This is a genomic window from Mycobacterium sp. NGS15, assembly GCF_059813245.1.
On record NZ_JCALEF010000003.1, the window covers coordinates 105171 to 127772 of the forward strand.

Sequence of the window (22602 nt, forward strand, 5' to 3'; positions counted from 1 at the left end):
GGTACCGCCACAGCCCATACCGACCCTTCCGGAACCGACACCAAGGAAAGAGCCGACAATGACTAGCGCCGAACCGACGATGATCACCGTCGAGGTGAATCCGCCCTATCCGGTCATCGTGGGGACGGGTCTGTTGGGTGAGTTGGTGGGCGCCCTCAAGGGTTCCGACAAGGTGGCGATCCTGCATCAGCCCACCCTCGCTGTGACTGCCGAGGAAATACGGAAGACTTTGGCCGACACCGGTATCGAAGCGCACCGGGTCGAGATTCCCGACGCTGAGGCCGGTAAGGATCTGGCCGTGCTCGGCTTCATCTGGGAGGTGCTGGGCCGGATCGGGATCGGACGCAAAGACGCCGTCGTCAGCCTTGGGGGAGGAGCTGCCACCGATACCGCAGGCTTCGCCGCGGCCACCTGGCTACGGGGAGTGAAGGTGGTGCACGTACCCACCACACTGCTTGCGATGGTTGACGCCGCGGTCGGCGGAAAGACGGGTATCAACACCGAGGCGGGCAAGAACCTCGTCGGCGCGTTCCACCAGCCGGGCGCGGTATTGGTGGATCTGGCGACCCTCGACTCGTTGCCGCGCAACGAGATCGTCGCCGGTATGGCCGAAGTGGTGAAGGCCGGGTTCATCGCCGACCCGGTGATCCTCGATCTCATCGAGGCGGATCCACAAGCCGCGATCGATCCGTCCAAGCCGGTGCTGCGTGAGCTCATCGAACGCTCCATCGCGGTCAAAGCGAAAGTGGTCGCGGCCGACGAGAAGGAGGCCGAGCTGCGCGAGATCCTCAACTACGGCCACACCCTCGGACATGCCATCGAGCGACGTGAGCGGTACCGGTGGCGCCATGGCGCTGCGGTGTCGGTCGGTCTGGTGTTCGCCGCGGAACTGGGGCGGTTGGCCGGGCGTCTGGACGACGAGACCGCCGATCGGCATGCTCGGGTGCTCTCGGCTCTCGGGCTGCCGACACGTTACGACGCCGACGCGCTGGGACAACTCGTCGAATCCATGCAGGGTGACAAGAAGACCCGCTCGGGCATACTGCGTTTCGTGGTGCTTGACGGGTTGGCCAAGCCGGGACGGTTGGAAGGTCCCGATCCGTCGCTGCTGGCCGCCGCGTACTCGGTGGTGGCCAGTCCGAGCTCTGGCGAGGGAGTGATGTTGTGACAGTCCAGATTCTCAACGGCCCCAACCTGGGCCGTCTCGGCAAACGCGAGGCCGCCGTCTACGGCAGCGTCACCTACGCGGAGCTGGTGTCGCTCATTCAGTCCGAGGCGGGCTCGTTGGGTGTGGACGTTCAGGTCCGGCAGACCGATAGCGAAGCGGAACTGCTCGGCTGGGTCCACGATGCCGCTGACGCGAAGGATCCGGTGATCCTGAACGCAGGCGCGTTCACCCACACCTCGGTGGCGTTACGCGATGCGTGCGCAGAGTTGACCGCTGGACTGATCGAGGTGCACATCTCGAATGTGCATGCCCGCGAAGAGTTCCGGCACAAGTCGTACCTCAGCGCGCTGGCTACCGGGGTGATCGTCGGGCTGGGCGTGCAGGGATACCTGCTGGCCCTGCGCTACTTCGTGACCACTTCTTCTTCGTGAACCGCCTGGAACACGTCGGTATCGGATTGCTGTAGCGCGGCGTGCTCTTTTTCTTTGCGGTCCACCAGAAGCCGGCCCACAAAGACGCCGACCATGGCCGGCGCGAACACCAGTAGGGCCACGAACGCCGCAGTGGTGGTGAGCTCGGCGAGGATGCTCGCCGCGTAGATCCCGTCGTTGAACAGGCTGATCAACCAGACCACCAGACCACTGACAGCTCCGGCGAAGATGCCGCCCAGCAGCCACCACATGGCTAGATCTTCGCGGCGATCCGGATCGGGATTGCGCCCCGCGTCGCCGCGGCCATCCGCGATCGCCCAGGCCGTCACCGCCGCGACGAACACCAGGACCAGCACGATGTTGATCAGGGTGCCGTGGGTCTCCCAGATGCTGATGGCCAGTCCCTGCACCACACGGATCAGCACCATGAGGATGGCGAAGACGGCGCCGCGGGTGAGCCATTGAGTCGTCATAGAACGTGTTCCACCGTCGGGCATGGGCCCAGCGTATCGCGGTAGCGTCGACAGCTGTGAAGAGTGATGAGCAGCTTGCGCGAAGAACCTCGGGTGCGGTCCTCGGCCATACCGGCCGCAGGGAACGGCTCCGCGAGGGGCTGCGCGCAGACGGACTCGATGCGCTTTTGGTCACCGATCTGGTCAACATCCGCTATCTGACGGGTTTCACCGGGTCGGCGGCGGCGCTGTGGGTGGCAGCTGGGGACGGGCCGGACGAGAAGGCGACCGTGCTGTGCACCGATGGCCGCTACCGCACCCAGGCTGCTGCCCAGGTTCCAGACCTGCGTGCCCTGATCGACCGCGGGTACGGCGCGGCCCTGGTCGCGTTGGCCGAGAGCGGGCGTGCGGGTTTCGAAAGTCATGTGGTCACCGTCGACGGATACGACAAGCTGACATCGGCAGCGGCGGATATCGAGCTTGTCCGGGCACCGAATCGGGTCGAGAAATTGCGGGAGGTGAAAGACGAGTCCGAGATCCTCTTACTTGAAAGGGCGTGTGCTGCAGCAGATACCGCGTTGGCTGCGTTGATCGAGACTGGCGGAATCCGGCCCGGACGCACGGAGCGTGACGTGGCGCGTGACCTTGAGAACCTGATGTGTGAGCACGGGGCGGACGGCACGTCATTCGAGACGATCGTCGCCACGGGGCCGCACTCGGCGATCCCGCATCACCGGCCCACTGACGCGGTGCTGGCCGATGGCGATTTCGTGAAGATAGACTTCGGCGCGCTGGTTGCCGGATACCACTCCGACATGACAAGGACCCTGGTGCTGGGGTCGGTATCGCCGTGGCAGCAGGAGATCTACGAACTCGTGCTGGTCGCGCAGGCGGCGGGGCGGGAGGCGCTGGCTCCCGGAGCATCGCTTAAGGGTGTGGACGCCGCGGCCCGCGATGTCATCGCCGCTGCCGGATACGGACAGAACTTTGGCCACGGCCTCGGACACGGGGTGGGGTTGCAGATCCACGAAGCACCGGGTATCGGTGCCGGCGCCACCGGTACACTGCTTGCTGGCTCGGCGGTGACAGTCGAGCCAGGGGTCTACCTGCCCGACCGGGGCGGAGTCCGGATCGAGGACACGCTCGTGGTGCGGCCCGACGGGCCGGAGCTGTTGACCCGGTTCCCCAAGGAACTCACCGTCATCAATTGAGCAGTACTGAACAGTTACGCAAGGAGACAGACGACTGTGGCTTCAACCGCCGATTTCAAGAACGGCCTGGTGCTCAACATCGATGGTCAGCTGTGGCAGATCACCGAGTTCCAGCACGTGAAGCCCGGTAAAGGACCGGCGTTCGTGCGCACCAAGCTCAAGAACGTGCTGTCAGGCAAGGTCGTCGACAAGACTTTCAACGCGGGTGTGAAGGTCGAGACGGCGACCGTCGACCGCCGCGACACCACCTACCTGTACCGCGATGGTGACTCGTTCGTGTTCATGGACAGCCAGGATTTCGAGCAGCATCACCTTTCTCCGGAGCTGGTCGGCGGCGCCTCGCGCTTCTTGTTGGAGGGCATGACCGTGCAGGTCGCGTTCAACGAGGGTGCCGCGCTGTACATCGAGCTCCCGGTGACCGTCGAGCTTCTGGTCACGCACACCGAGCCGGGTCTGCAAGGCGACCGCTCCAGCGCGGGCACCAAGCCGGCCACGATGGAAACCGGCGCCGAGATCCAGGTTCCGTTGTTCATCAACACCGGTGACCGCCTCAAGGTTGATTCGCGTGACGCCAGCTACCTCGGCCGCGTGAATGGCTGAAACCGGCTCGACGGGCCGGGCGTCTGCCAAGGGAGGCCGTCGCAAGGCGCGTAAGCGGGCCGTGGATCTACTTTTCGAGGCCGAAGCGCGGGATATGACGGCAGCCGCGGTGGCCGACGAGCGACGCAGTTTGGCGGAGTCGAAGCCGGACGTGGAACCGCTGAACCCGTACACCGTGATGGTCGCGCACGGTGTCACCGAGCATGCCGTCCACATCGACGAGCTGATCGCCTCGCACCTGCAGGGCTGGACGCTGGCCAGGCTTCCCGCGGTGGATCGCGCGATTATGCGGGTTGCGGTGTGGGAGCTGCTGCACGCCGAGGACGTACCCGAGGTGGTCGCTGTCGACGAGGCGGTCGAGCTGGCCAAGCAGCTCTCGACCGATGACTCGCCCGCCTTCGTGAATGGGGTACTGGGACAGCTGATGCTGGTCACCCCGCATATCCGGGGCAACGCTTCGCCGTAACCGGGTTACGCCGCGATCGCCCGGTCTCTGGCCCAGGGTGCTAGGTGACGGTAGGGGTCCTGGCCGCGAGTATCCAGCAGCTCGGTGATGCTGGTTTCGATGGCTTCTTTGGTCTTTTCGCGGATCTGGGTCACCCACCGTTCGCCGGAGACGCGTTGCGGCTTTGTGGTGTCGATGGGTGGAGAGAAGCGTAGGTAGAGCCGCTGTGGGTAGGGGATCGGGGTAAATCCGATACCCGCAGTCAGGGCGGGTATCTCCTCCATACCGGATAACCGCTTGCCGACCGAGCCGGTGACCTTGCGCCACAAGCCCTCTCGGGTGGTCAGGACCTGATAAAAGTGGTCCGGACCAACCAGCGTGACGGGGACGATCGGATAGTTGTGCTCGATCGCTATGCGGGCGAACCCTTTTCGCTCACCCCAGTCGATCTGGTTGAGCTGGTCCCTGCCTCGGGCCAGGTCCCTTCCGCCGCCGGGAAAGACGAGTACGGGTTCGTTGGCCTGCATCAGCTCGCCGGCATTCTCCGGACTGCCGATCACCGCACCGGCCGCATCGAACAGATCGGCGGTTAATCCATTGACGTTCCGGATCGTGCCAAACATCCTGTGAGCAAGCTGGCGGACCTGCCTACCGAGATGACGGCCGGCCACATAGGGCGCCAGTAGGACGTCCGCGCTGGGACTCAAGGTGTGGTTGGCAACCAGCAATACCCGTCCGTCGGGCGGAAGGTTGTCGAGGCCCTCGATATAGGGGTTGAGCAGCGCAACGACGTTGTCGGCGACAGGGCTGTACGCGGCGAACTGTGTCCTGAGCCGGTCAGCGCGACTCGTGTCCTTTTCGTACTGCCCGGAAAGGTCGATCATGGTGTTCCTCTCGGCATCGGCAGATCTCCGCATCTCTTAGCTACAATATTGCAGTAGTGCAAAATTATTGCCAACGTGACGTCCCTCACTCTGTTGTGCGGCGCCGGGGGCTCTGGCGGGGTAGGGGATGATTGCGATATGCAGGACTTCGAAACGAAGGTCGGGGTACGGCAACGCAAAGCACGGCACACGCGGAATGTGATTCACCAGGCTGCCTGGGAGTTGGCCGCCGAATTTGGCGTAGCGAAGGTGACGGCGGAGGCGATCGCGGCACGGGCAGGCGTGTCTACTCGTACGGTTTTTAACTACTTCGCCACCAAAGAGGACGCCGTGCTGGGTACCGGCGAAATCGTCATGCCGACGCAAGCCGTCGATGAGTTTCTTGCCGGCACCAGGCCACTCGTCGACGATCTCGCTGATCTCCTCTGGGCCATCGTGCGCGAATCGCGCGGCGACATGGCACAGATTTTGGCGCTGATCGATGACAATCCGAGCCTGTTCGAACACCTGCACAAAGACATTCGCAGGCTTGAAGAAGCTCTGTCCGACGTCGTGGAGCGGCGAACTGGTGACCGCCTCCAGGCCGAAGTTGCCGTGTCCACGGTGGGACGGCTAGCGGCCCTGATGACCGAACGCTGGTTGCGTGAGGGGGGCGAGGCAGATCAAAGACTCATGCTCCGAACGGCACTCGACGCGCTGCGGCAGATCACAGGTCGATGGTGAGTTCTCCGTTGCCCGAGCGGTCCGCGCAGCGGGATACACAGGTCAGCATGGCTCCTGCGCCTCGTTCGGAGGCGGTGAGTAACCTGTCGCGGTGGTCGACGGCGCCTGAAACGACCTTCACCTCGCAGGTTCCGCAGAAGCCTTGCTTGCAGGAGTACGCCGCATTCGGATCGCGGCGCAGAATGGCTGCCAGCGCACTCTCGTTGGGGGACACCGCGATCCGATCGCCGCTGCGGGCCAGGACGACGGTGAATGCCGCACCATCCACTACCGGCGGGGCCGAGAACCGTTCATAGTGCAGTTCCACGTCGTCGCGGTCGATCAACGCAGCGCGCAGGACTTCGAGCATTGGTACGGGGCCGCAGCAGTACACGGCGGTAGCAGCCGGAATATCGCCGAGTAGATCGGCGGCAGTGGGCAGTCCGTGTTCGTCGTCAGTGCGTACGGTGATCTTGTCCCCGAAGATCGCGAGTTCGTCCAGGAACGGGATCGAGTCACGGCTGCGCCCGGTGTAGACCATCGACCAATCCAGTCCGAGTCGCTCGGCGGTCATCAGCATCGGCAGTATCGGTGTGATGCCAATTCCTCCGGCCACGAATCTGAGGCGACGCGCAGGCGACCCGTGGCCGGGCACGGCCATGGGCAGTCCGTTTCTCGGCCCTTTGATTCGTATCAGGGATCCGGTATGCAGCCTGTCGTGCACCTCGATCGAGCCCCCGCCACCCTCGGGCACCCGGCGCACGGCGATTCGGTAGCTGTCACGGGTGGCAGGGTCGCCGCAGAGCGAGTACTCGCGCATGCGGCCGGACTCCAACAGCAAGTCCAGATGTGCGCCGGCCGTCCACGGCTCCAGCTCACCGCCGTCCGCAGCGGACAGGGTCAGCGCGACGACGTTCTCGTCGTGTGCGACGACCTCTCGCCGGATGACTTTCAGCGTGCGTATCCGGTTGACCTCATGGGTTTCTCCGGTCTTGGCCAGCCGCGCGAATAGACCGAGCCATACCTTGGCCGCGGTGCCGCCGACTACCAGCAGCGGATCGCGCGAGTATCTTCCGCGTATATCGGGGGGAGTCTTCGCGATCTCGGTGTCGGCGGGAAGGAAGTACGATCCGCCGGGGCGTGTCGCCGTGGCGCCTGCGCTCATAGTGCGGCACTTCTCGCGCCGGGCGAGGCCGCCAGGTAGGCCACCGCCTGAGCGGTGGAGCCAACCTCCTCGGGATGGAAGCTGGGCCGGAAATAACTGAGCGTTGAGGTAACCAAGAAGCCGAGCTTGGGTAACAACCCACGGCGTGCGGCCCTGAAGTACTCGACCCATACCCGGGGGTAGGAGTAGTTGATGGACGGATCCTCGCGAAGGATCAACAGCGCCCCGCGATGGACCAACACGGATAGCCCGATGATCGACAAGATCATCGCCCGACATCGCTGGAAGTAGCTGGCATGGAAGTAGTTCGCGACATCGTGAGCGACGCTGCGATGTTCCATTTCCTCCGCGCCGTGCCACCGCAGGATGTCCGTCATCGTCGGGTCGGCGCCGTGTTCGCTCCAGGTGGCATTCAGGGCGAAATCTCCGAGCACCGCCGTGTAATGCTCGATGGCGGCGATCAACCACAGGCGCTGGATCAGGTCGTTGTAGCGCACCCGTGTCGACCGTGTTTGCTTGGGCGCCAACACCTTACGGAAAAGGTACTCGGCATGACGCAGGTACGGCGCGGTGTTGATGCCGCGCGCCTCAAGGAATTCGCCGACTGCCCTGTCATGGACCTCGGCGTGCATGGCCTCCTGGCCGATGAAGCCCCGCATATCGTGCGCGAGCTTCTCGTCCTTGACGTACGGCAACGCTTCAGCAAATGCCTCGCAGAACCATCGTTCCCCTTCGGGGACCATGATGTGCAAGACGCTGAGCGTGTTGGACGCGGCGGGCTCGTTCGGAATCCAGTGCAGCGGCGTCTCGCTCAAATCGAACGAGACGTTCCGCGCACGAATCGTGATGTCCTGTGGCTCATGAATCGATGTCATGAAAACCGCCCTTCAACACTGAAAAAGCGACCATGAGTGACATTCTTCACTCGAATTGAACAAACGGTAACATGGGAAATGCGTCTCATCACTCGTCGTTCGTGCCACACCTGCCGGTGGATCGTGTTCCACATCACATTTTATGGCGGCGGCGGACCCGCGATCTGCATGTGTGTTCCCGGCAGCTATTAACCGATTGTCGAGTGTGTCTGGCTATCGATGTCGGTGGGCTACCCGAGCCGAATCTCGAACACCGGAATCACTCGGTCGGTCAAGGTTTCGTACTCGGCGAATCCGGGAGCGCGTTGCTTCACGATCTCAAAGATCCGATCACGTTCGGCGCGGGGGAGTTCGATGGCCGTGGCGCTGGACTTCGGATTGGCGCCGATCTCGACCTCGACATTGGGGTTGGCGCGGAGGTTCGCCACCCAGGCCGGATTCTTCGGCCTGCCCGCCGACGAACCGACGATGTAGGCCTTGCCGTCGATATTGAAATACGCCAACGGATTCACGCGTTGTGCGCCGGATTTGGCCCCGGTGCTCGTCAGGAGCATCAGCGGAAACCCCTCGAACTGGCCGCCGACCTTGCCGCCATTGGCGCGGAACTCGGCGATGTTGGCCTCGTTGAATGATTGCTCGGTGCCTGATGGTTCGGTCATTGCCGTCTCGATTCTCTCGGTGCCGGGTCGAGCCTAACGGCCTGTTACGGACGACAACGAGGTGAGCAACAGAAAAAAATTGGCCGATCGGCGTAGGGGTTCTGCCTCGGAATGCATGATGATCGGTGTTCTGTCACGATTAGCTGTGTGGGTACGTGGGGTGCGGGGCCGTTTGATAATGATGATGCTGCTGACTTCCTGAGTGGCCTCAGGGAGAGTGACGATACCGGGCTGGAACTGGCTCGATATCTACGACTGGCGACCGGCGAGTATGTTGAGGCGCCCGAGGGCGCGTCCGCCGTCGCGGCCGCTACAGTGATTGCTCTTCTGTGTTCAGGGGCGGTGGATCCGGTGGTGGTGCCCTGGTTGGAAGAGGTTGCCAACATCAGTATCAAGCAAACTCAAGCGCATGCACTGGGGCTCCTGGCCAGTGCGGCGATCACGCGAGTTGCCGGCACCGGCAGTGAACTGGCGGACCTGTGGGAGGACGGCGATGCGAGTCAGTGGCGTGCCATGGTCGGGGCCGTCGATGCCTCGTTGCGCGGAATCGGCGCACCGGACTATCACGATTGGGCTCCCTATCCCGGGCTGGTAGAGGCGGCAGCCATCGCGCTGCGCGATCCCGAGGTGGCCCTTGATGAATTGACTGCCGTCGTCAACCTGTCGGATGTTCGGGTCTTCACGCTGGATCGCGAACCCACCGAAGACTCCCGAGGGCTCTGGCAGGAGGTGACGCTTGTCGACGGTCGTCGCCTCATCATGTGGCATGGCGAGGACAAGCCCCGACCATTCGGCTCCGTGGAATTCACCTCGACGGTTCGCACGGTCCCGCTGTCCGCGATCACGGGGCAAGAATTGCGGACCACGTACCAGGACGTTGACGGCGTGCGCTCATTGTTGGCCGTCGAACTCTGGTTATCCACGGCGACACCGGACAAATCACGTGCCGTCTCAATTTCGGAAACGAAATGGGAGGTCGACGATTTCTACTTCGCCAAGTCCATCGTCGACGGTGGACTTGCACAGATGGAACGGCTCCTGCAATTTGGACGGGCGGTGGCTCAGCATGTTTGATCCGGGTGCAGATTGGGCGACCTTGCCGCGGCTGGAGAGCGCCGTCGAGGCGTTTACCCCGAACGCAGACTTGGTGATTGACCAGCTGCGTGGTGTCGTCGACTTCGAGCGTGTGTCTGCGTTCGTGCTGAGCCGAGGCACCGAGACGCAGGACTGGGGCGAGATGCATTGGTGCGAAGTCGCATTGGTGGAAGGTGGCCGCATGATCCTGTGGTTCGGCAAGGACGGCCACTGTGTGGGGCACGGGGGGCGCGCCCCGCACCCGACACTGTCGGCGACCATGCGTACCTTCCCGCTCTCGGAAATCAGCGACCAGTCGCTGGTTACCGAATATGACGTGGAGGCGGATGGATCACGGGTTCTCACCGCCGTGCACGTGACGGTGTACACCTCTACGACTTACCGGAGTGTGAAGACGTCACTAGAAGAGCACCGCCACAGCGTCGAGGACTTCCGTTTCTCAAAATACTCGAACCAGGGTGCGGCGCAGATGAACAGGCTCATCGAGTTCGCGAGTGCATTGTCCCGGGAGACCTGTTGAACTCCTTATGTCAAGAGCATTGACATAAGGAGGTATTCCTGGCACCGTGACAGCATGACCGAGAACTTGCAAGATATGTTCGAATCCTCTTATCGCGGTGAGGCACCCGAGCAGCTCGCCGCTCGGCCGCCGTGGAGTATCGGGCAGCCGCAACCCGAAATCCTGACACTCATTGAACAGGGCAAGGTGCACGGCGACGTGCTGGATGCCGGATGTGGGGAGGCGGCCACCGCCCTGTACCTCGCCGAGCGGGGCCACAACGCGGTCGGCCTGGATGCCGCACCCACGGCGATCGAGTTGGCCAGGAGCTACGCGGCTGAACGCGGGCTGACCAACGTCACCTTCGACGTCGCCGATATCTCGAATTTCACGGGGTACGACGGACGCTTCGGCACGATCATCGATTCGACGCTGTTTCATTCCATGCCCATCGCATTGCGGGAGGGATACCAGCGGTCAATCGTGCGGGCGGCGGCACCGGGCGCCACCTACATCGTGCTGGTCTTCGACAAGGCGGGCTTTCCGCCGGATATCGACGGACCACACCCCGTCACCGAGCCGGAGCTGCGTGAGATCGTGTCTCAATACTGGACGATCGACGACATCAGCCCAGCGCGGCTGTACGCGAACGGTGCGGGATTCAAGGATGGCGCCGCGCAGCACTTCGCCGACGTTCGTGAGGAGCCCGATGGCCGGGTCTCCATGGCGGGCTGGCTGCTCCAGGCACACCTGAGCTGAGCGGCGGTTACAGCGCGGCGTACACGGCCTGCGCGAACTGAACATGCAACAGCTGCAGGCGCAGCGTGGATGTGCGCGCCAGTGCGGCCTTGGGGTCCAGTTCCGGCATGCGCCACTGCGGCAGGAACATCAGGATCGCATCGGCCTTCGGGTCGGCGTGCCACCAGGTGCCGAACGCCCCCGGCCAGCCGAAGGTGCCGGTGCCGCCCGGACCGAACAATGCGGCCTCGTTCGGATCGAGGACGACCGACAGGCCAAGGCCGAAACCGCGTCCGGTCCAGTACGGCAGGCCGAAGGACGGCAGCTTCCGCTGGGCAGGGGTGAGGCGGTTGGTGCGCATCGCGGCGGTTGATTCGGGGGACAGGATGCGCACCCCGTCGACCTCGCCTCCACCGAGCAGCGCCCGCGCGAAGGTGAGGTAGTCGTGCGCGGTACTCGCGAGTGCGCCGCCGCCGCGGCATAGTGCCGGTGCCGACGTGGGCATCGAGGTGAGATAGCCGCGGTCGGCCACCGTGATCTGATCGTCATCGCCGAGGCCGTACAGGCGCGCCAATCGGCTCGCCTTGCGCTCGGGAACGAAGAAGTCGGTATCCGCCATACCCAACGGGTCCAGGATTCGTTGACGAAGCAGCTCGTTCAGCGGCAGCCCCGCCGCCCGGGCCAGGAGCAAGCCCAGTACATCGGTGGAATGGCTGTAGTGAAAACGTTCCCCAGGCGGATAAACCAACGGCAGCGCGGCGATAGCCCCGATCCACTCGTCGGGCTCACTGAAGGCCGCGGTGTGCAGCGGCTGGTAGGCCTTCGCTATGGGTCCGGTCGCGATGAAGTCGTAGGTCAGCCCACTGCGATGAGTCAACAGATCCTCGACCGTGATGGCGCGTGGCGCCCGGAACGTGTCATCCAGCGACCCCTCCGGATCTGTGAGCACCCGCATCTGGGCGAACTCCGGCAGCCAGGTGGTGATCGGGTCGTTCAGGTGGATCGTGCCGTCGTCGACAAGCGTCATGGCGGCCGCGCTGATCACCGGCTTTGTCATGGATGCGATGCGGAAGATGGTGTTGTCGGCCATCTGCAGACCGGCGTCGGCATCGCGATAACCCACGGCGCCCAGGTGCTTGAGCTGTCCGCCCTGCCACACCAGCGTCACCGCTCCGGCCAGAATACGGTCATTGACCGCCGCGCGAATCGGAGCGAGAGCTGCATCGAAGGCGGAGTCGGATTCGGGCATGACTCCATCCTGTCAGTCGTGGCCGTCCGGTGCCCGGATGCTAAGCTCCCTGCCGGTAAGTGACATCCTTTAACGATCCGTCCGGTGAGGCGGAGAAGGAGGTCTCGCGTAAGCGTGGGCGCAGCACAAGAAGGACGCGAACTGTTGTCCGCCGCAGATGTCGGCAGGACCATCTCGCGTATCGCGCATCAAATCATCGAAAAGACTGCGCTTTCCGATTCTGGTGACGCACCTCGCGTCGTATTGGTCGGGATTCCCACGCGCGGTGCCACCCTCGCCAAGCGATTGGCCGCCCATATCACCGAGTTCTCCGGTGTCGAGGTGCCCGCCGGATTCCTGGATATCACGCTCTACCGCGATGATCTCCGCAACAAACCCCACCGCCCGCTCGAACGCACCTCGATTCCTGAGGGCGGGGTGGACGGCGCACTGGTCGTCCTGGTTGACGACGTGTTGTTCTCCGGTCGTACTGTGCGCTCAGCTCTCGACGCGCTGCGTGATCTGGGCAGGCCGCGTGCGGTGCAGCTGGCAGTGCTGGTCGACCGCGGACACCGCGAGCTGCCGTTGCGCGCCGATTACGTGGGCAAGAACGTGCCGACCGCACGCTCCGAAGACGTCAAGGTGCTTTTGATCGAACATGACGGTCACGACTCCGTGGTGATCAATAGCGGGCGGGGAGAGGACGCGTGAAGCACCTGCTGTCGGCGGCCGATTTGACCCGCGACGAGGCCACCGCCATCCTCGACGACGCCGACCGGTTCATGCAGGCCCTCGCGGGACGCGAGGTCAAGAAGCTGCCGACCCTCCGCGGGCGCACCATCATCACGATGTTCTACGAGAATTCCACGCGGACAAGAGTTTCCTTTGAGGTAGCGGGCAAGTGGATGAGCGCCGACGTGATCAACGTCAGCGCATCCGGTTCCTCGGTGGCCAAGGGAGAGTCGCTGCGCGACACCGCCTTGACCTTGCGTGCGATCGGCGCCGATGCGTTGATCGTCCGTCATCCGGCTTCGGGAGTCGCCGCGCAACTGGCCCAGTGGACTGCCGAAGGTGAGGGTGGCCCGGCTGTTATCAATGCCGGTGACGGCACCCATGAGCACCCGACGCAGGCGCTGCTGGATGCCCTCACCATCCGCCAGCGGCTGGGCGGACTCGAGGGCCGCCGCATCGTCATCGTCGGTGACATCCTGCATAGCCGCGTTGCCCGATCGAACGCCTTGCTGCTCAGTACTTTCGGTGCGGAGGTGGTGCTGGTAGCACCGCCCACGCTGCTGCCCGTCGGTGTCGAGACCTGGCCGGTGACGGTCACCCATGACCTGGATGCCGAGCTGCCCGGCGCCGACGCGGTGTTGATGCTGCGGGTGCAGGCCGAACGTATGACCGGTGGCTTCTTCCCCTCGGCGCGCGAGTACTCGGTGCTGTACGGCCTGTCCGAGGCCCGGCAGCGGCTCCTCGCCGACCATGCGGTTGTGCTGCATCCAGGCCCGATGTTGCGCGGTATGGAGATCGCGTCCTCGGTGGCTGATTCTTCGCAATCCGCTGTTCTGCAACAGGTATCGAATGGGGTGCATATCCGCATGGCCGTGCTGTTCCACCTCCTGGTGGGTTCCGATGAGCCGCTTGCGCGAAGAGGCGACGGTTCCGATGAGCCGCTTGCGCGAAGAGGCGACGGTCCCGATGAGGCGGTGCCCGCATGAGTGTCTTGATCAAGGGCGTACTGCTGTACGGGGAGGGCGAACAGGTTGACGTCCTCGTCGAGGACGGGCAGATCACCCGCATCGAGGCCGGTCTTGGGCCGGGCATCGAGACGGAGGTCGACACGGCCATCGAAGCGCCCGGTCAGGTGCTGCTGCCCGGATTCGTCGACTTGCACACGCACCTGCGTGAGCCGGGCCGCGAAGACACCGAAACCATCGACTCCGGCTCGGCAGCAGCGGCTTTGGGTGGCTACACCGCCGTCTTCGCGATGGCCAACACCAACCCCGTGGCGGATAGCCCCGTGGTGACCGACCACGTGTGGCAGCGTGGCCAGCAGGTGGGACTTGTCGACGTGCATCCGGTTGGTGCCGTCACCGTCGGATTAGAGGGCAAGCAACTCACCGAGATGGCGATGATGGCGCGCGGCGCGGGCCGGGTGCGGATGTTCTCCGATGACGGTAAATGTGTGCACGATCCGCTGGTGATGCGACGTGCGCTGGAGTACGCCAAGGGGCTGGGTGTGCTGATCGCCCAGCATGCCGAGGAACCGCGGCTGACCGTCGGCTCCGTGGCACACGAAGGCGCTCACGCGGCCAAACTGGGCCTGACCGGATGGCCCCGCGCCGCCGAGGAATCCATCGTCGCGCGGGATGCGATTTTGTCCCGCGATACCGGCGCTCCGGTGCACATCTGTCACGCGTCCACTGCGGGCACCGTCGAGTTGCTCAAATGGGCGAAGGGGCAAGGAATTTCCATCACTGCGGAGGTGACTCCGCATCACCTGCTGCTCGATGACAGCCGGCTCGCCTCGTACGACGGTGTGTACCGCGTGAACCCGCCGTTGCGAGAGTCCACCGACGCCGAGGCGCTGCGCCAGGCCCTCGCCGATGGTGTGATCGACTGTGTGGCAACCGATCACGCGCCGCATGCCGATCACGAGAAATGTTGCGAGTTCGCCGCGGCCCGCCCCGGCATGCTCGGGTTGCAGACCGCGCTGTCGGTGGTGGTCGAGACCATGGTGAAACCGGGATTGCTGGCCTGGCGCGATATCGCCAGGGTGATGAGCGAGCGTCCGGCACAGATTGTCGGTCTGCCCGATCAAGGACGTCCCTTGGCCGTCGGTGAGCCGGCCAACCTCGTGATCGTCGACCCCGATAGCACCTGGACCGTCAGCGGTGATGGATTGGCCAGTAAGTCGGCCAACACCCCATTCGAATCGATGACGTTGCCTGCCACCGTGACTGCCACGCTGCTGCGCGGCCGAGTCACCGCACGGGACGGCAAGGTGACGCAGTGAACCACGGAGACTTCGTCGGCGCGCTCATCATGGCGGGCGCCTCACTCACCTTGTCTGTGCTGCTCTTCCGCCTGATGTGGCGCGGCTGGCGCGCACGCGCGAAGCGCCAGGTCGACACCATCGGAGAGCTGCCGATTGTGCCCGCCGAGCGCGGAGACATCGTCATCGAACCGGCGGATGGTCTCTACGTCGGCAGTACCATGGCACCGGACTGGCAAGATCGGATCGCGGTGGGCGACTTGGGCTACCGGGCGAACGCCACCTTGACTCGGTACACCGGGGGAGTCCTGCTGGAGCGCAGCGGAACCGGAGACATCTGGATACCCGCCGATGTCATCACCGAGATCCGCACGGCAAAGGCGCTGGCGGGCAAGGTTCTTACCCACGACGGAATTCTCGCGATTCGGTGGCGGCTGCCCTCGGGCATCGAGATCGACACCGGATTTCTGGCACGACCGCGAAGCGAATACGAGGAATGGAAGGTAGCGTCATGACCGATGAGCCGCGTGCGCGAAGAGGATTCGGTCGCGACAAGGCGGTGCTCGTTCTCGAAGACGGGCGGGTGTTCACCGGTAAGCCGTTCGGTGCGGTGGGTGAAACCCTCGGCGAGGCGGTGTTCTGCACGGCCATGTCGGGTTACCAAGAGACCTTGACGGACCCGAGCTATCACCGCCAGATCGTGGTGGCGACCGCGCCGCAGATCGGCAACACCGGGTGGAACGACGAGGACGACGAGAGTCGCAACGGCAAGATCTGGGTTGCCGGGTACGCGGTGCGAGATCCCTCCAACCGGGTATCGAATTGGCGGGCCACCGGCTCGCTCGATGATGCCCTCAGGGCACAGCACATCGTCGGCATCGCCGGAATCGACACTCGCGCTGCCGTACGTCACCTGCGCACCCGCGGGTCGATGAAGGCGGGGATCTTCAGCGGGACCGTTGCCGACGCGCCCATCGACTTCCTGCTCTCGCGCGTCAACGGCCAACCCGCCATGCTGGGTGCGGATCTGGCCGGAGAGGTGAGCACCGACGAGACCTACATCGTGGAACCCGATGGCGCCCACCGGTTCACTGTGGCTGCCCTGGACCTGGGCATCAAGACCAACACCCCGCGCAACTTCACCCGACGCGGCATCCGCGTGCAGGTGGTGCCATCGTCCATCAGACCGGACGAGCTGCTAGCGCTGGCACCGGACGGTGTCTTCCTGTCCAACGGGCCCGGCGACCCGGCCACCGCCGACCATGTGGTGGCGGTGACACAAGCGGTGCTCGAACAGCGGATCCCGTTATTCGGCATCTGCTTCGGCAATCAGCTGCTGGGCCGCGCGCTCGGCCGGTCCACCTACAAGATGACCTTCGGGCATCGCGGCATCAACATCCCGGTCATCGACCACTCGACCGGTCGAGTCGCGATTACCGCGCAGAACCACGGCTTCGCTCTCGAAGGCGAAGCGGGCGAGCAGTTCGACACGCCGTTCGGGCGCGCCGAAGTCAGCCATACCTGCGCCAACGACGGTGTGGTGGAGGGGATACGGCTGCTCGACGGGTCGGCCTTCTCGGTGCAGTACCACCCCGAGGCAGCGGCCGGACCGCATGACGCCGAGTACCTGTTCGACCAGTTCGTATCCGCATTGGAAACAAACTCTGAGAATCGGGGTAACCGCTGATGCCACGTCGCACAGACCTCAACCACATCCTGGTCATTGGCTCCGGACCCATCGTGATCGGCCAGGCGTGCGAGTTCGACTACTCGGGTACCCAGGCCTGCCGTGTGCTGCGTTCGGAGGGGCTGCAGGTCAGTCTCGTCAACTCGAACCCGGCGACGATCATGACCGACCCCGAGTACGCCGATAACACCTATGTCGAGCCCATCACTGCCGAGTTCGTCGAGAAAGTCATTGCCGCACAGGCCGAGAAGGGCAACAAGATCGATGCCCTGCTGCCGACGCTGGGCGGTCAGACCGCATTGAATACCGCGGTCGCGCTGTACGAGAACGGTGCACTGGACCGGTACGACGTGGAGCTCATCGGCGCGAACTTCGAGGCCATCCAGCGCGGTGAGGACCGGCAGCGGTTCAAGGACATCGTCGCCAAGGTTGGCGGCGAGTCGGCGAAATCCCGCGTCTGTTTCACCATGGACGAGGTCCGCGACACCGTCTCGGACCTCGGATTGCCGGTGGTGGTGCGCCCGTCGTTCACCATGGGTGGCTTGGGCTCCGGCATGGCGTACACCCCCGAGGACGTTGAGCGGATGGCGGGAGAGGGACTCTCGGCGTCCCCGTCGGCGAATGTGCTGATCGAAGAATCCATCTACGGCTGGAAGGAATTCGAGCTCGAGCTGATGCGTGACAGCCGCGACAACGTGGTGGTCGTGTGCTCGATCGAGAACGTCGATCCGATGGGTGTGCACACCGGAGACTCGGTGACGGTTGCTCCCGCGATGACGCTGACCGACCGCGAGTATCAGAAGATGCGCGATCTCGGTATCGCGATCCTGCGCGAGGTCGGTGTGGACACCGGCGGCTGCAATATCCAGTTCGCCATCAACCCGAGCGACGGCCGCCTCATCGTCATCGAAATGAATCCGCGTGTATCGCGCTCAAGTGCATTGGCCTCCAAGGCAACCGGATTCCCGATCGCGAAGATCGCGGCCAAGCTGGCGATCGGGTACACGCTCGACGAGATCGTCAACGACATCACCAAGGAGACCCCGGCCTGTTTCGAGCCGACTCTGGATTATGTCGTGGTCAAGGCGCCCCGGTTCGCCTTCGAGAAGTTCCCCGGTGCCGACGCAACGCTGACCACCACCATGAAATCGGTGGGTGAGGCGATGTCCCTGGGGCGGAACTTCGCCGAGGCACTCGGGAAGGTCATGCGTTCGCTGGAGACCTCCGCGGCGGGCTTTTGGACCGATCAAGCGGGACCCATCGAGGACCTGGACACGTTCCTGCGGGAACTGCGGGTGCCACGTGACGGTCGCCTCTACGGCATCGAACACGCGTTGGCTGCCGGTGTCCCCGTCGAACAGGTGGCCGAGGTCACCGGAGTCGATCCGTGGTTTGTCGAGGAAATAGCGCAGATTCACCAACTCGGTGCCGAGCTGCGTGGTGCCCCCATCCTCGACGAGGAACTGCTGCGCCGCGCCAAGCACTACGGATTATCGGACCGTCAGATCGCCGCCCTGCGACCGGAACTGGCGGGGGAGGACGGCGTGCGGTCGTTGCGCCACCGGATGGGCATCCGGCCGGTGTACAAGACCGTCGATACCTGCGCCGCCGAGTTCGAGGCCAAGACTCCGTATCACTACTCCAGCTACGAGTTGGATCCGGCGGCGGAATCAGAGGTGGCCCCGCAGACCGAGCGGCCCAAGGTGCTCATCCTCGGCTCGGGTCCCAACCGCATCGGTCAGGGCATCGAATTCGACTACAGCTGCGTGCACGCGGCAACCACGTTGTCGCAGGCCGGGTTCGAGACCATCATGGTCAACTGCAACCCGGAAACGGTGTCTACCGATTATGACACCGCTGACCGTCTGTACTTCGAACCGCTGACCTTCGAGGACGTGCTCGAGGTCTTCCACGCCGAAAGCGAATCTGGCCGCGGTGGACCGGGTGTTGTCGGTGTGATCGTGCAGCTCGGCGGACAGACCCCATTGGGGCTGGCCAAGCGTTTGGCCGATGCCGGAGTGCCGGTGGTGGGCACCAGCCCGGCGGCCATCGACCGCGCCGAGGACCGGGGCGTATTCGGGGACCTGCTGGTGTCGGCCGGTCTGCCGGCGCCACGGTTCGGCACCGCAACGACTTTCGAACAGGCCAGGCAGATCGCGGCAGATATCGGCTACCCGGTGCTGGTGCGGCCGTCCTATGTGCTGGGCGGACGGGGCATGGAGATCGTCTACGACGAGGACACCCTGCACGGTTACATCACTCGCGCCACCCAGCTCTCGCCCGAACATCCGGTGCTGGTGGACCGCTTCCTCGAGGACGCCATCGAGATCGACGTCGATGCGTTGTGCGATGGCACCGAGGTCTACCTGGGCGGTGTCATGGAACATATCGAGGAGGCCGGCATCCACTCCGGTGACTCGGCATGTGCGCTACCGCCGGTCACCCTGGGCCGCAGCGATATCGAAAAGGTGCGCACCGCCACCGAGGCCATCGCGCACGGAATTGGTGTGGTCGGCCTGCTGAACGTGCAGTACGCGCTCAAGGACGACGTGCTGTACGTCCTGGAGGCAAACCCGCGGGCCAGCCGTACGGTGCCGTTCGTGTCCAAGGCCACGGCGGTGCCGCTGGCCAAGGCATGCGCGCGGATCATGCTGGGCGCCAATATCGCCGGGCTGCGCGCGGAGGGATTGTTGCCCGCCGATGGTGATGGCGCAACCATGCCATCCGGTGCTCCCGTCGCGGTCAAGGAAGCCGTGCTGCCGTTCCACCGATTCCGCAAGGCTGATGGCAGCCAAGTGGATTCCCTGCTGGGCCCCGAGATGAAGTCCACCGGCGAGGTCATGGGCATCGACGCCGACTTCGGCAGCGCCTTCGCCAAGAGCCAGACCGCGGCATACGGTTCGCTGCCCAAAGAGGGCACGATCTTCGTCTCGGTGGCCAACCGCGACAAGCGCTCGCTGGTGTTTCCGGTGAAGCGGCTGGCGGATCTCGGATTCAAGGTGCTGGCGACCGAGGGCACCGCAGAGATGCTGCGCCGCAACGGAATACCGTGCGAAGAGGTGCGCAAGCACTATGAGAGCGCGGGAGAGGGGCGTCCGGTGCAGTCGGCAGTGGACGTCATCAAGTCCGGCAAGGTGGCGATGGTCATCAACACCCCGTACGGGAACTCGGGTCCTCGCGTCGACGGTTACGAGATCCGATCGGCCGCGGTGTCGATGAACATCCCGTGTATCACCACGGTGCAGGGCGCCTCGGCCGCGGTGCAGGGGATCGAGGCGGGTATCCGGGGCGATATCGGCGTGCGCTCACTGCAGGAACTCCACGCGGGATTGCGATGAGCCGCTTGCGCGAAGAGCGTCAGGCAGCGATGAGCCGCTTGCGCGAAGAGCGTCAGGCAGCGATGAGCCGCTTGCGCGAAGAGGGTTGGGCGGCGATGAGCCGCTTGCGCGAAGAGGGTTGGGCCCGGTGACGTTCGGCGCACGGCTGCAGGCCGCCACCGCATCCCGCGGCCCGCTGTGCGTGGGCATCGATCCGCATCCGGAGCTGCTGCGCGCCTGGGGGCTGGACGCCGATGCATCGGGTCTGGCCCGGTTCAGCGATATTTGCGTGGAGGCCTTCGCCGAGGTGGCGATTGTCAAACCGCAGGTGGCGTTCTTTGAAACCTATGGTGCTGCAGGGTATTCGGTACTCGAACGAGCCATCGCGGGACTGCGTGAGGCCGGGGTGTTGCTGCTGGCCGACGCCAAGCGTGGGGATATCGGGTCAACCATGGCGGCATATGCACAGGCCTGGGTGGGTGATTCGCCGTTGAGTTCCGATGCTGTCACCGCCTCGCCGTATCTGGGTTTTGGGTCGTTATCTCCGCTGCTGGACCTGGCGCGCGAACGTGATCGTGGCGTCTTTGTCCTCGCCGCGACCTCCAATCCGGAAGCGCCGCCGGTACAGCGGGCACACACTGGAGAAGGAGGGACCGTCGCGCAAGCAATGGTGGACCAGGTGGCCGCGCTCAACGCCGAGGAGGCAGGTCCGGGATCCGTGGGTGTGGTGGTCGGAGTGACCGTCACCGATCCGCCGGACTTGTCGTCGATCGGCGGACCCGTGCTTGTTCCGGGGCTCGGCGCCCAGGGGGGTAGGCCCGAGGATCTGCGCGGCCTGGGCGGGGCTCCGGGATCGCTGCTGCTGCCGGCGGTCTCGCGTGAGGTGCTGCGTGAGGGGCCCGATGTCGTGGCACTGCGTGCGGCCGTGTCAAGGCTGCGTGACAGCGTCGCCTACCTGCTTACCGACTGAACAAGCGGAAGCTGGTCGTCTGATCTATTCACATTGCCGGGCAACGGTTTTCGGCAGAGGATGCGCGCGGCGGCGAGCGGGATGAGTGAGGCCACGACCACCCATCGTCCGATGGGTGTGAACCCGCCCCAGCCGGGGTTGATGACGTAGATCCGGGTATAGACAAGCGTCAGTATCGCGCCGATCAGCACGAGGACGCCGACCGCGATATCGCGTCCCTTGCCCATCGGCGGGATAGGGCGGTCCCACCACGGCAGCGCACGGCGCTCCGTGGCCCGCAGGGGGACGAAGAAGACCGCCACGATGGCGCACACGATCGCCAGTCGCAGCACGTTTCCCGGCCAGTACCAGGCATCGCGCGGGCTCACCAACCCGATATGAAGGGCCAGGTAGACCCCGTAGGACAACAGGAACGTGACTACCCAATGCCACAGGTAGATCGTCATGCTGCCGCTATTGCACAGCGTGAGGAATCTCCAGGTGCGCGCCCCCTGTAGCCGGCGATTGATGGCCGGTGCCAGCGCGATCACCACGAGGCACTCCACTATTGCGCTCATCGCGAGTAGCAAGGTCGGTGGCATGTTGGCGATCAGCCCCGACGGGTAGGGCCCCAGGATGGCCAGTGCCACGGTGGCGCCCAGCGCGACGGCTGCGGCTGCCAACGCCATCCGGCCGGGGATGAGCCCGCGCTGATAGGCGATACCCAATGCGGCGGGGACAAGCCACATGAAGATCATGTTGATCCAGCCGGTCATCACCCAGGTATCGGTGATGACGCTGATGGTGTCGACCAGGGCGGTGAGCAGGCACATCGCCGCGACGAACCAACCGAGTCGGCTTCCGGTGCGGATACGGGCCAGCCAGGGCATGAACGCCAGCGTCAGGAGATAGGCCCCGACGTACCAGAGCAGCTCGATATGGCGCATCTCGAGATACAGGAGCTGTCTGGAGTTACCCATGGTGATGCGCAGCAAGGTGGTCACCAGCGCGACGAATGCGAGGAAGTAGAACACCGGGCGGAAGAGCCGCGTCGTCCGGCTCATCAGAAATTGCCCCCACGACCTACCGGATTCCCAGGAGTGGAGATTTGCTGCGGCACCTGCGAAGAAGAACAGTGGCATCAGTGGGATCAGCCAAAATAGCCAGTGCACGTTGTAATTCGCCGACATCGCTGGTTTGCCCTTGACGATGGTAGGGCTACCCGCGAGGACGTGGTAGGCCACGACGGTGGCCAGTGACACGAGCCTCACGGCATCCAATACCCGATCACGCTCACGTGATGGGTGTGTGGAGTCACCCATACGGCGCACCCTACCCAGCAACTGCTGTGCCTTGCTAAGCACGTCGCCGGATGCCTGGTCGTCGGTCTTCTCACCTGCGTCTCTTCAACTGGACGTTGACGGGTCGCGACACGCGCAACACGACATTCACACAAGATTTTCAGTTTGCCCTCATGGCAATCACGGTTTGCTTGTCTCCGG

Annotated in this window: 24 protein-coding genes; 17 read left to right on the forward strand and 7 right to left on the reverse strand. The window is 64.3% G+C overall.

The window, feature by feature from the left end:
• Window positions 1-58 precede the first annotated feature (58 nt).
• Entirely contained in the window at window positions 59-1168 is a 1110-nt protein-coding gene (gene aroB / locus AC5Y5C_RS08165; RefSeq protein ID WP_499970863.1) for a 3-dehydroquinate synthase, read from the forward strand.
• Window positions 1165-1599 carry a type II 3-dehydroquinate dehydratase gene (aroQ, locus tag AC5Y5C_RS08170; protein WP_499970865.1) on the forward strand — a complete coding sequence of 145 codons (435 nt, stop codon included), beginning with the start codon at window positions 1165-1167 and terminating at the stop codon, window positions 1597-1599. The genes aroB and aroQ overlap by 4 nt, the downstream gene beginning before the upstream one ends.
• Here aroQ and AC5Y5C_RS08175 read toward each other — a convergent pair.
• Window positions 1572-2096 (reverse strand): B-4DMT family transporter, encoded by a 525-nt coding sequence (locus AC5Y5C_RS08175; protein ID WP_499970866.1) that lies wholly within the window; start codon window positions 2094-2096, stop codon window positions 1572-1574. The genes aroQ and AC5Y5C_RS08175 overlap by 28 nt on opposite strands.
• A gap of 32 nt (window positions 2097-2128) precedes the next feature.
• Between AC5Y5C_RS08175 and AC5Y5C_RS08180 the strand changes: the two genes are divergently transcribed.
• The 3 genes from AC5Y5C_RS08180 to nusB are packed head-to-tail and all read left to right on the forward strand — an operon-like array spanning window position 2129 to window position 4328.
• Window positions 2129-3262 carry a M24 family metallopeptidase gene (locus tag AC5Y5C_RS08180; RefSeq protein ID WP_499970868.1) on the forward strand — a complete coding sequence of 378 codons (1134 nt, stop codon included), beginning with the start codon at window positions 2129-2131 and terminating at the stop codon, window positions 3260-3262.
• A gap of 36 nt (window positions 3263-3298) precedes the next feature.
• A complete protein-coding gene (efp, locus tag AC5Y5C_RS08185; RefSeq protein WP_499970870.1) occupies window positions 3299-3862 on the forward strand; it encodes an elongation factor P in 564 nt (187 codons plus the stop codon).
• Window positions 3855-4328: a transcription antitermination factor NusB gene (gene nusB, locus AC5Y5C_RS08190; protein ID WP_499970872.1), complete on the forward strand. Its 474-nt coding sequence runs from the start codon at window positions 3855-3857 to the stop codon at window positions 4326-4328. The genes efp and nusB overlap by 8 nt, the downstream gene beginning before the upstream one ends.
• 5 nt (window positions 4329-4333) lie before the next feature.
• Here nusB and AC5Y5C_RS08195 read toward each other — a convergent pair whose 3' ends face one another.
• Window positions 4334-5191, reverse strand: coding sequence for a lysophospholipid acyltransferase family protein (locus tag AC5Y5C_RS08195; RefSeq protein WP_499970873.1), 858 nt, complete (start codon window positions 5189-5191; stop codon window positions 4334-4336).
• 198 nt (window positions 5192-5389) lie between these two features.
• Between AC5Y5C_RS08195 and AC5Y5C_RS08200 the strand changes: the two genes are divergently transcribed.
• Window positions 5390-5914 (forward strand): TetR/AcrR family transcriptional regulator, encoded by a 525-nt coding sequence (locus AC5Y5C_RS08200; RefSeq protein WP_499970874.1) that lies wholly within the window; start codon window positions 5390-5392, stop codon window positions 5912-5914.
• Here AC5Y5C_RS08200 and AC5Y5C_RS08205 read toward each other — a convergent pair.
• From AC5Y5C_RS08205 to AC5Y5C_RS08215, 3 genes are all read right to left on the reverse strand, one after another.
• Window positions 5898-7058, reverse strand: coding sequence for a PDR/VanB family oxidoreductase (locus AC5Y5C_RS08205; protein ID WP_499970875.1), 1161 nt, complete (start codon window positions 7056-7058; stop codon window positions 5898-5900). The two genes, AC5Y5C_RS08200 and AC5Y5C_RS08205, sit on opposite strands and share 17 nt — an antisense overlap.
• Window positions 7055-7933 (reverse strand): metal-dependent hydrolase, encoded by an 879-nt coding sequence (locus tag AC5Y5C_RS08210; protein ID WP_499970877.1) that lies wholly within the window; start codon window positions 7931-7933, stop codon window positions 7055-7057. The genes AC5Y5C_RS08205 and AC5Y5C_RS08210 overlap by 4 nt, the downstream gene beginning before the upstream one ends.
• Before the next feature lie 230 nt (window positions 7934-8163).
• Window positions 8164-8592 (reverse strand): nitroreductase family deazaflavin-dependent oxidoreductase, encoded by a 429-nt coding sequence (locus tag AC5Y5C_RS08215; RefSeq protein WP_499970879.1) that lies wholly within the window; start codon window positions 8590-8592, stop codon window positions 8164-8166.
• Window positions 8593-8739: 147 nt separating this feature from the next.
• On the opposite strand from AC5Y5C_RS08215, the gene AC5Y5C_RS08220 reads away from it, so the two are divergent.
• From AC5Y5C_RS08220 to htm, 3 genes are read left to right on the forward strand one after another with little or no spacing between them, the layout of a single operon-like run.
• A complete protein-coding gene (locus AC5Y5C_RS08220; RefSeq protein ID WP_499970880.1) occupies window positions 8740-9666 on the forward strand; it encodes a DUF4259 domain-containing protein in 927 nt (308 codons plus the stop codon).
• Window positions 9659-10207 (forward strand): hypothetical protein, encoded by a 549-nt coding sequence (locus tag AC5Y5C_RS08225; RefSeq protein WP_499970881.1) that lies wholly within the window; start codon window positions 9659-9661, stop codon window positions 10205-10207. Before AC5Y5C_RS08220 ends, AC5Y5C_RS08225 begins: the two co-directional genes overlap by 8 nt.
• A gap of 54 nt (window positions 10208-10261) precedes the next feature.
• Complete coding sequence (gene htm / locus AC5Y5C_RS08230; RefSeq protein WP_499970883.1) at window positions 10262-10945, forward strand: 2-heptyl-1-hydroxyquinolin-4(1H)-one methyltransferase; 684 nt, start codon at window positions 10262-10264, stop codon at window positions 10943-10945.
• A 7-nt stretch (window positions 10946-10952) separates the two neighbouring features.
• On the opposite strand, the gene AC5Y5C_RS08235 is transcribed toward htm, so the two are convergent.
• Window positions 10953-12173: a serine hydrolase domain-containing protein gene (locus AC5Y5C_RS08235; RefSeq protein ID WP_499970884.1), complete on the reverse strand. Its 1221-nt coding sequence runs from the start codon at window positions 12171-12173 to the stop codon at window positions 10953-10955.
• A gap of 114 nt (window positions 12174-12287) precedes the next feature.
• On the opposite strand from AC5Y5C_RS08235, the gene pyrR reads away from it, so the two are divergent.
• From pyrR to pyrF, 8 genes are read left to right on the forward strand one after another with little or no spacing between them, the layout of a single operon-like run.
• On the forward strand, window positions 12288-12863 hold the full coding sequence (gene pyrR, locus AC5Y5C_RS08240; protein ID WP_499970885.1) for a bifunctional pyr operon transcriptional regulator/uracil phosphoribosyltransferase PyrR: 576 nt from the start codon (window positions 12288-12290) through the stop codon (window positions 12861-12863).
• Entirely contained in the window at window positions 12860-13870 is a 1011-nt protein-coding gene (locus tag AC5Y5C_RS08245; RefSeq protein WP_499970886.1) for an aspartate carbamoyltransferase catalytic subunit, read from the forward strand. The genes pyrR and AC5Y5C_RS08245 overlap by 4 nt, the downstream gene beginning before the upstream one ends.
• Window positions 13867-15168: a dihydroorotase gene (locus AC5Y5C_RS08250; RefSeq protein ID WP_499970888.1), complete on the forward strand. Its 1302-nt coding sequence runs from the start codon at window positions 13867-13869 to the stop codon at window positions 15166-15168. The genes AC5Y5C_RS08245 and AC5Y5C_RS08250 overlap by 4 nt, the downstream gene beginning before the upstream one ends.
• Window positions 15165-15662, forward strand: a complete 498-nt coding sequence (locus tag AC5Y5C_RS08255; protein WP_499970889.1) for a PH-like domain-containing protein — start codon at window positions 15165-15167, stop codon at window positions 15660-15662. The genes AC5Y5C_RS08250 and AC5Y5C_RS08255 overlap by 4 nt, the downstream gene beginning before the upstream one ends.
• The gene (gene carA, locus AC5Y5C_RS08260) at window positions 15659-16834 is read left to right on the forward strand and encodes a glutamine-hydrolyzing carbamoyl-phosphate synthase small subunit (protein WP_499970891.1); all 1176 of its coding nucleotides are present in this window, start codon (window positions 15659-15661) and stop codon (window positions 16832-16834) included. Before AC5Y5C_RS08255 ends, carA begins: the two co-directional genes overlap by 4 nt.
• Complete coding sequence (gene carB / locus AC5Y5C_RS08265) at window positions 16834-20172, forward strand: carbamoyl-phosphate synthase large subunit (protein ID WP_499970892.1); 3339 nt, start codon at window positions 16834-16836, stop codon at window positions 20170-20172. Before carA ends, carB begins: the two co-directional genes overlap by 1 nt.
• Entirely contained in the window at window positions 20169-20303 is a 135-nt protein-coding gene (locus AC5Y5C_RS08270; RefSeq protein WP_499970894.1) for a hypothetical protein, read from the forward strand. The genes carB and AC5Y5C_RS08270 overlap by 4 nt, the downstream gene beginning before the upstream one ends.
• On the forward strand, window positions 20291-21121 hold the full coding sequence (pyrF, locus tag AC5Y5C_RS08275) for an orotidine-5'-phosphate decarboxylase (protein WP_499970896.1): 831 nt from the start codon (window positions 20291-20293) through the stop codon (window positions 21119-21121). The genes AC5Y5C_RS08270 and pyrF overlap by 13 nt, the downstream gene beginning before the upstream one ends.
• Here pyrF and AC5Y5C_RS08280 read toward each other — a convergent pair.
• Window positions 21103-22422, reverse strand: coding sequence for an acyltransferase family protein (locus AC5Y5C_RS08280; protein ID WP_499970898.1), 1320 nt, complete (start codon window positions 22420-22422; stop codon window positions 21103-21105). The two genes, pyrF and AC5Y5C_RS08280, sit on opposite strands and share 19 nt — an antisense overlap.
• Window positions 22423-22602: the final 180 nt, after the last annotated feature.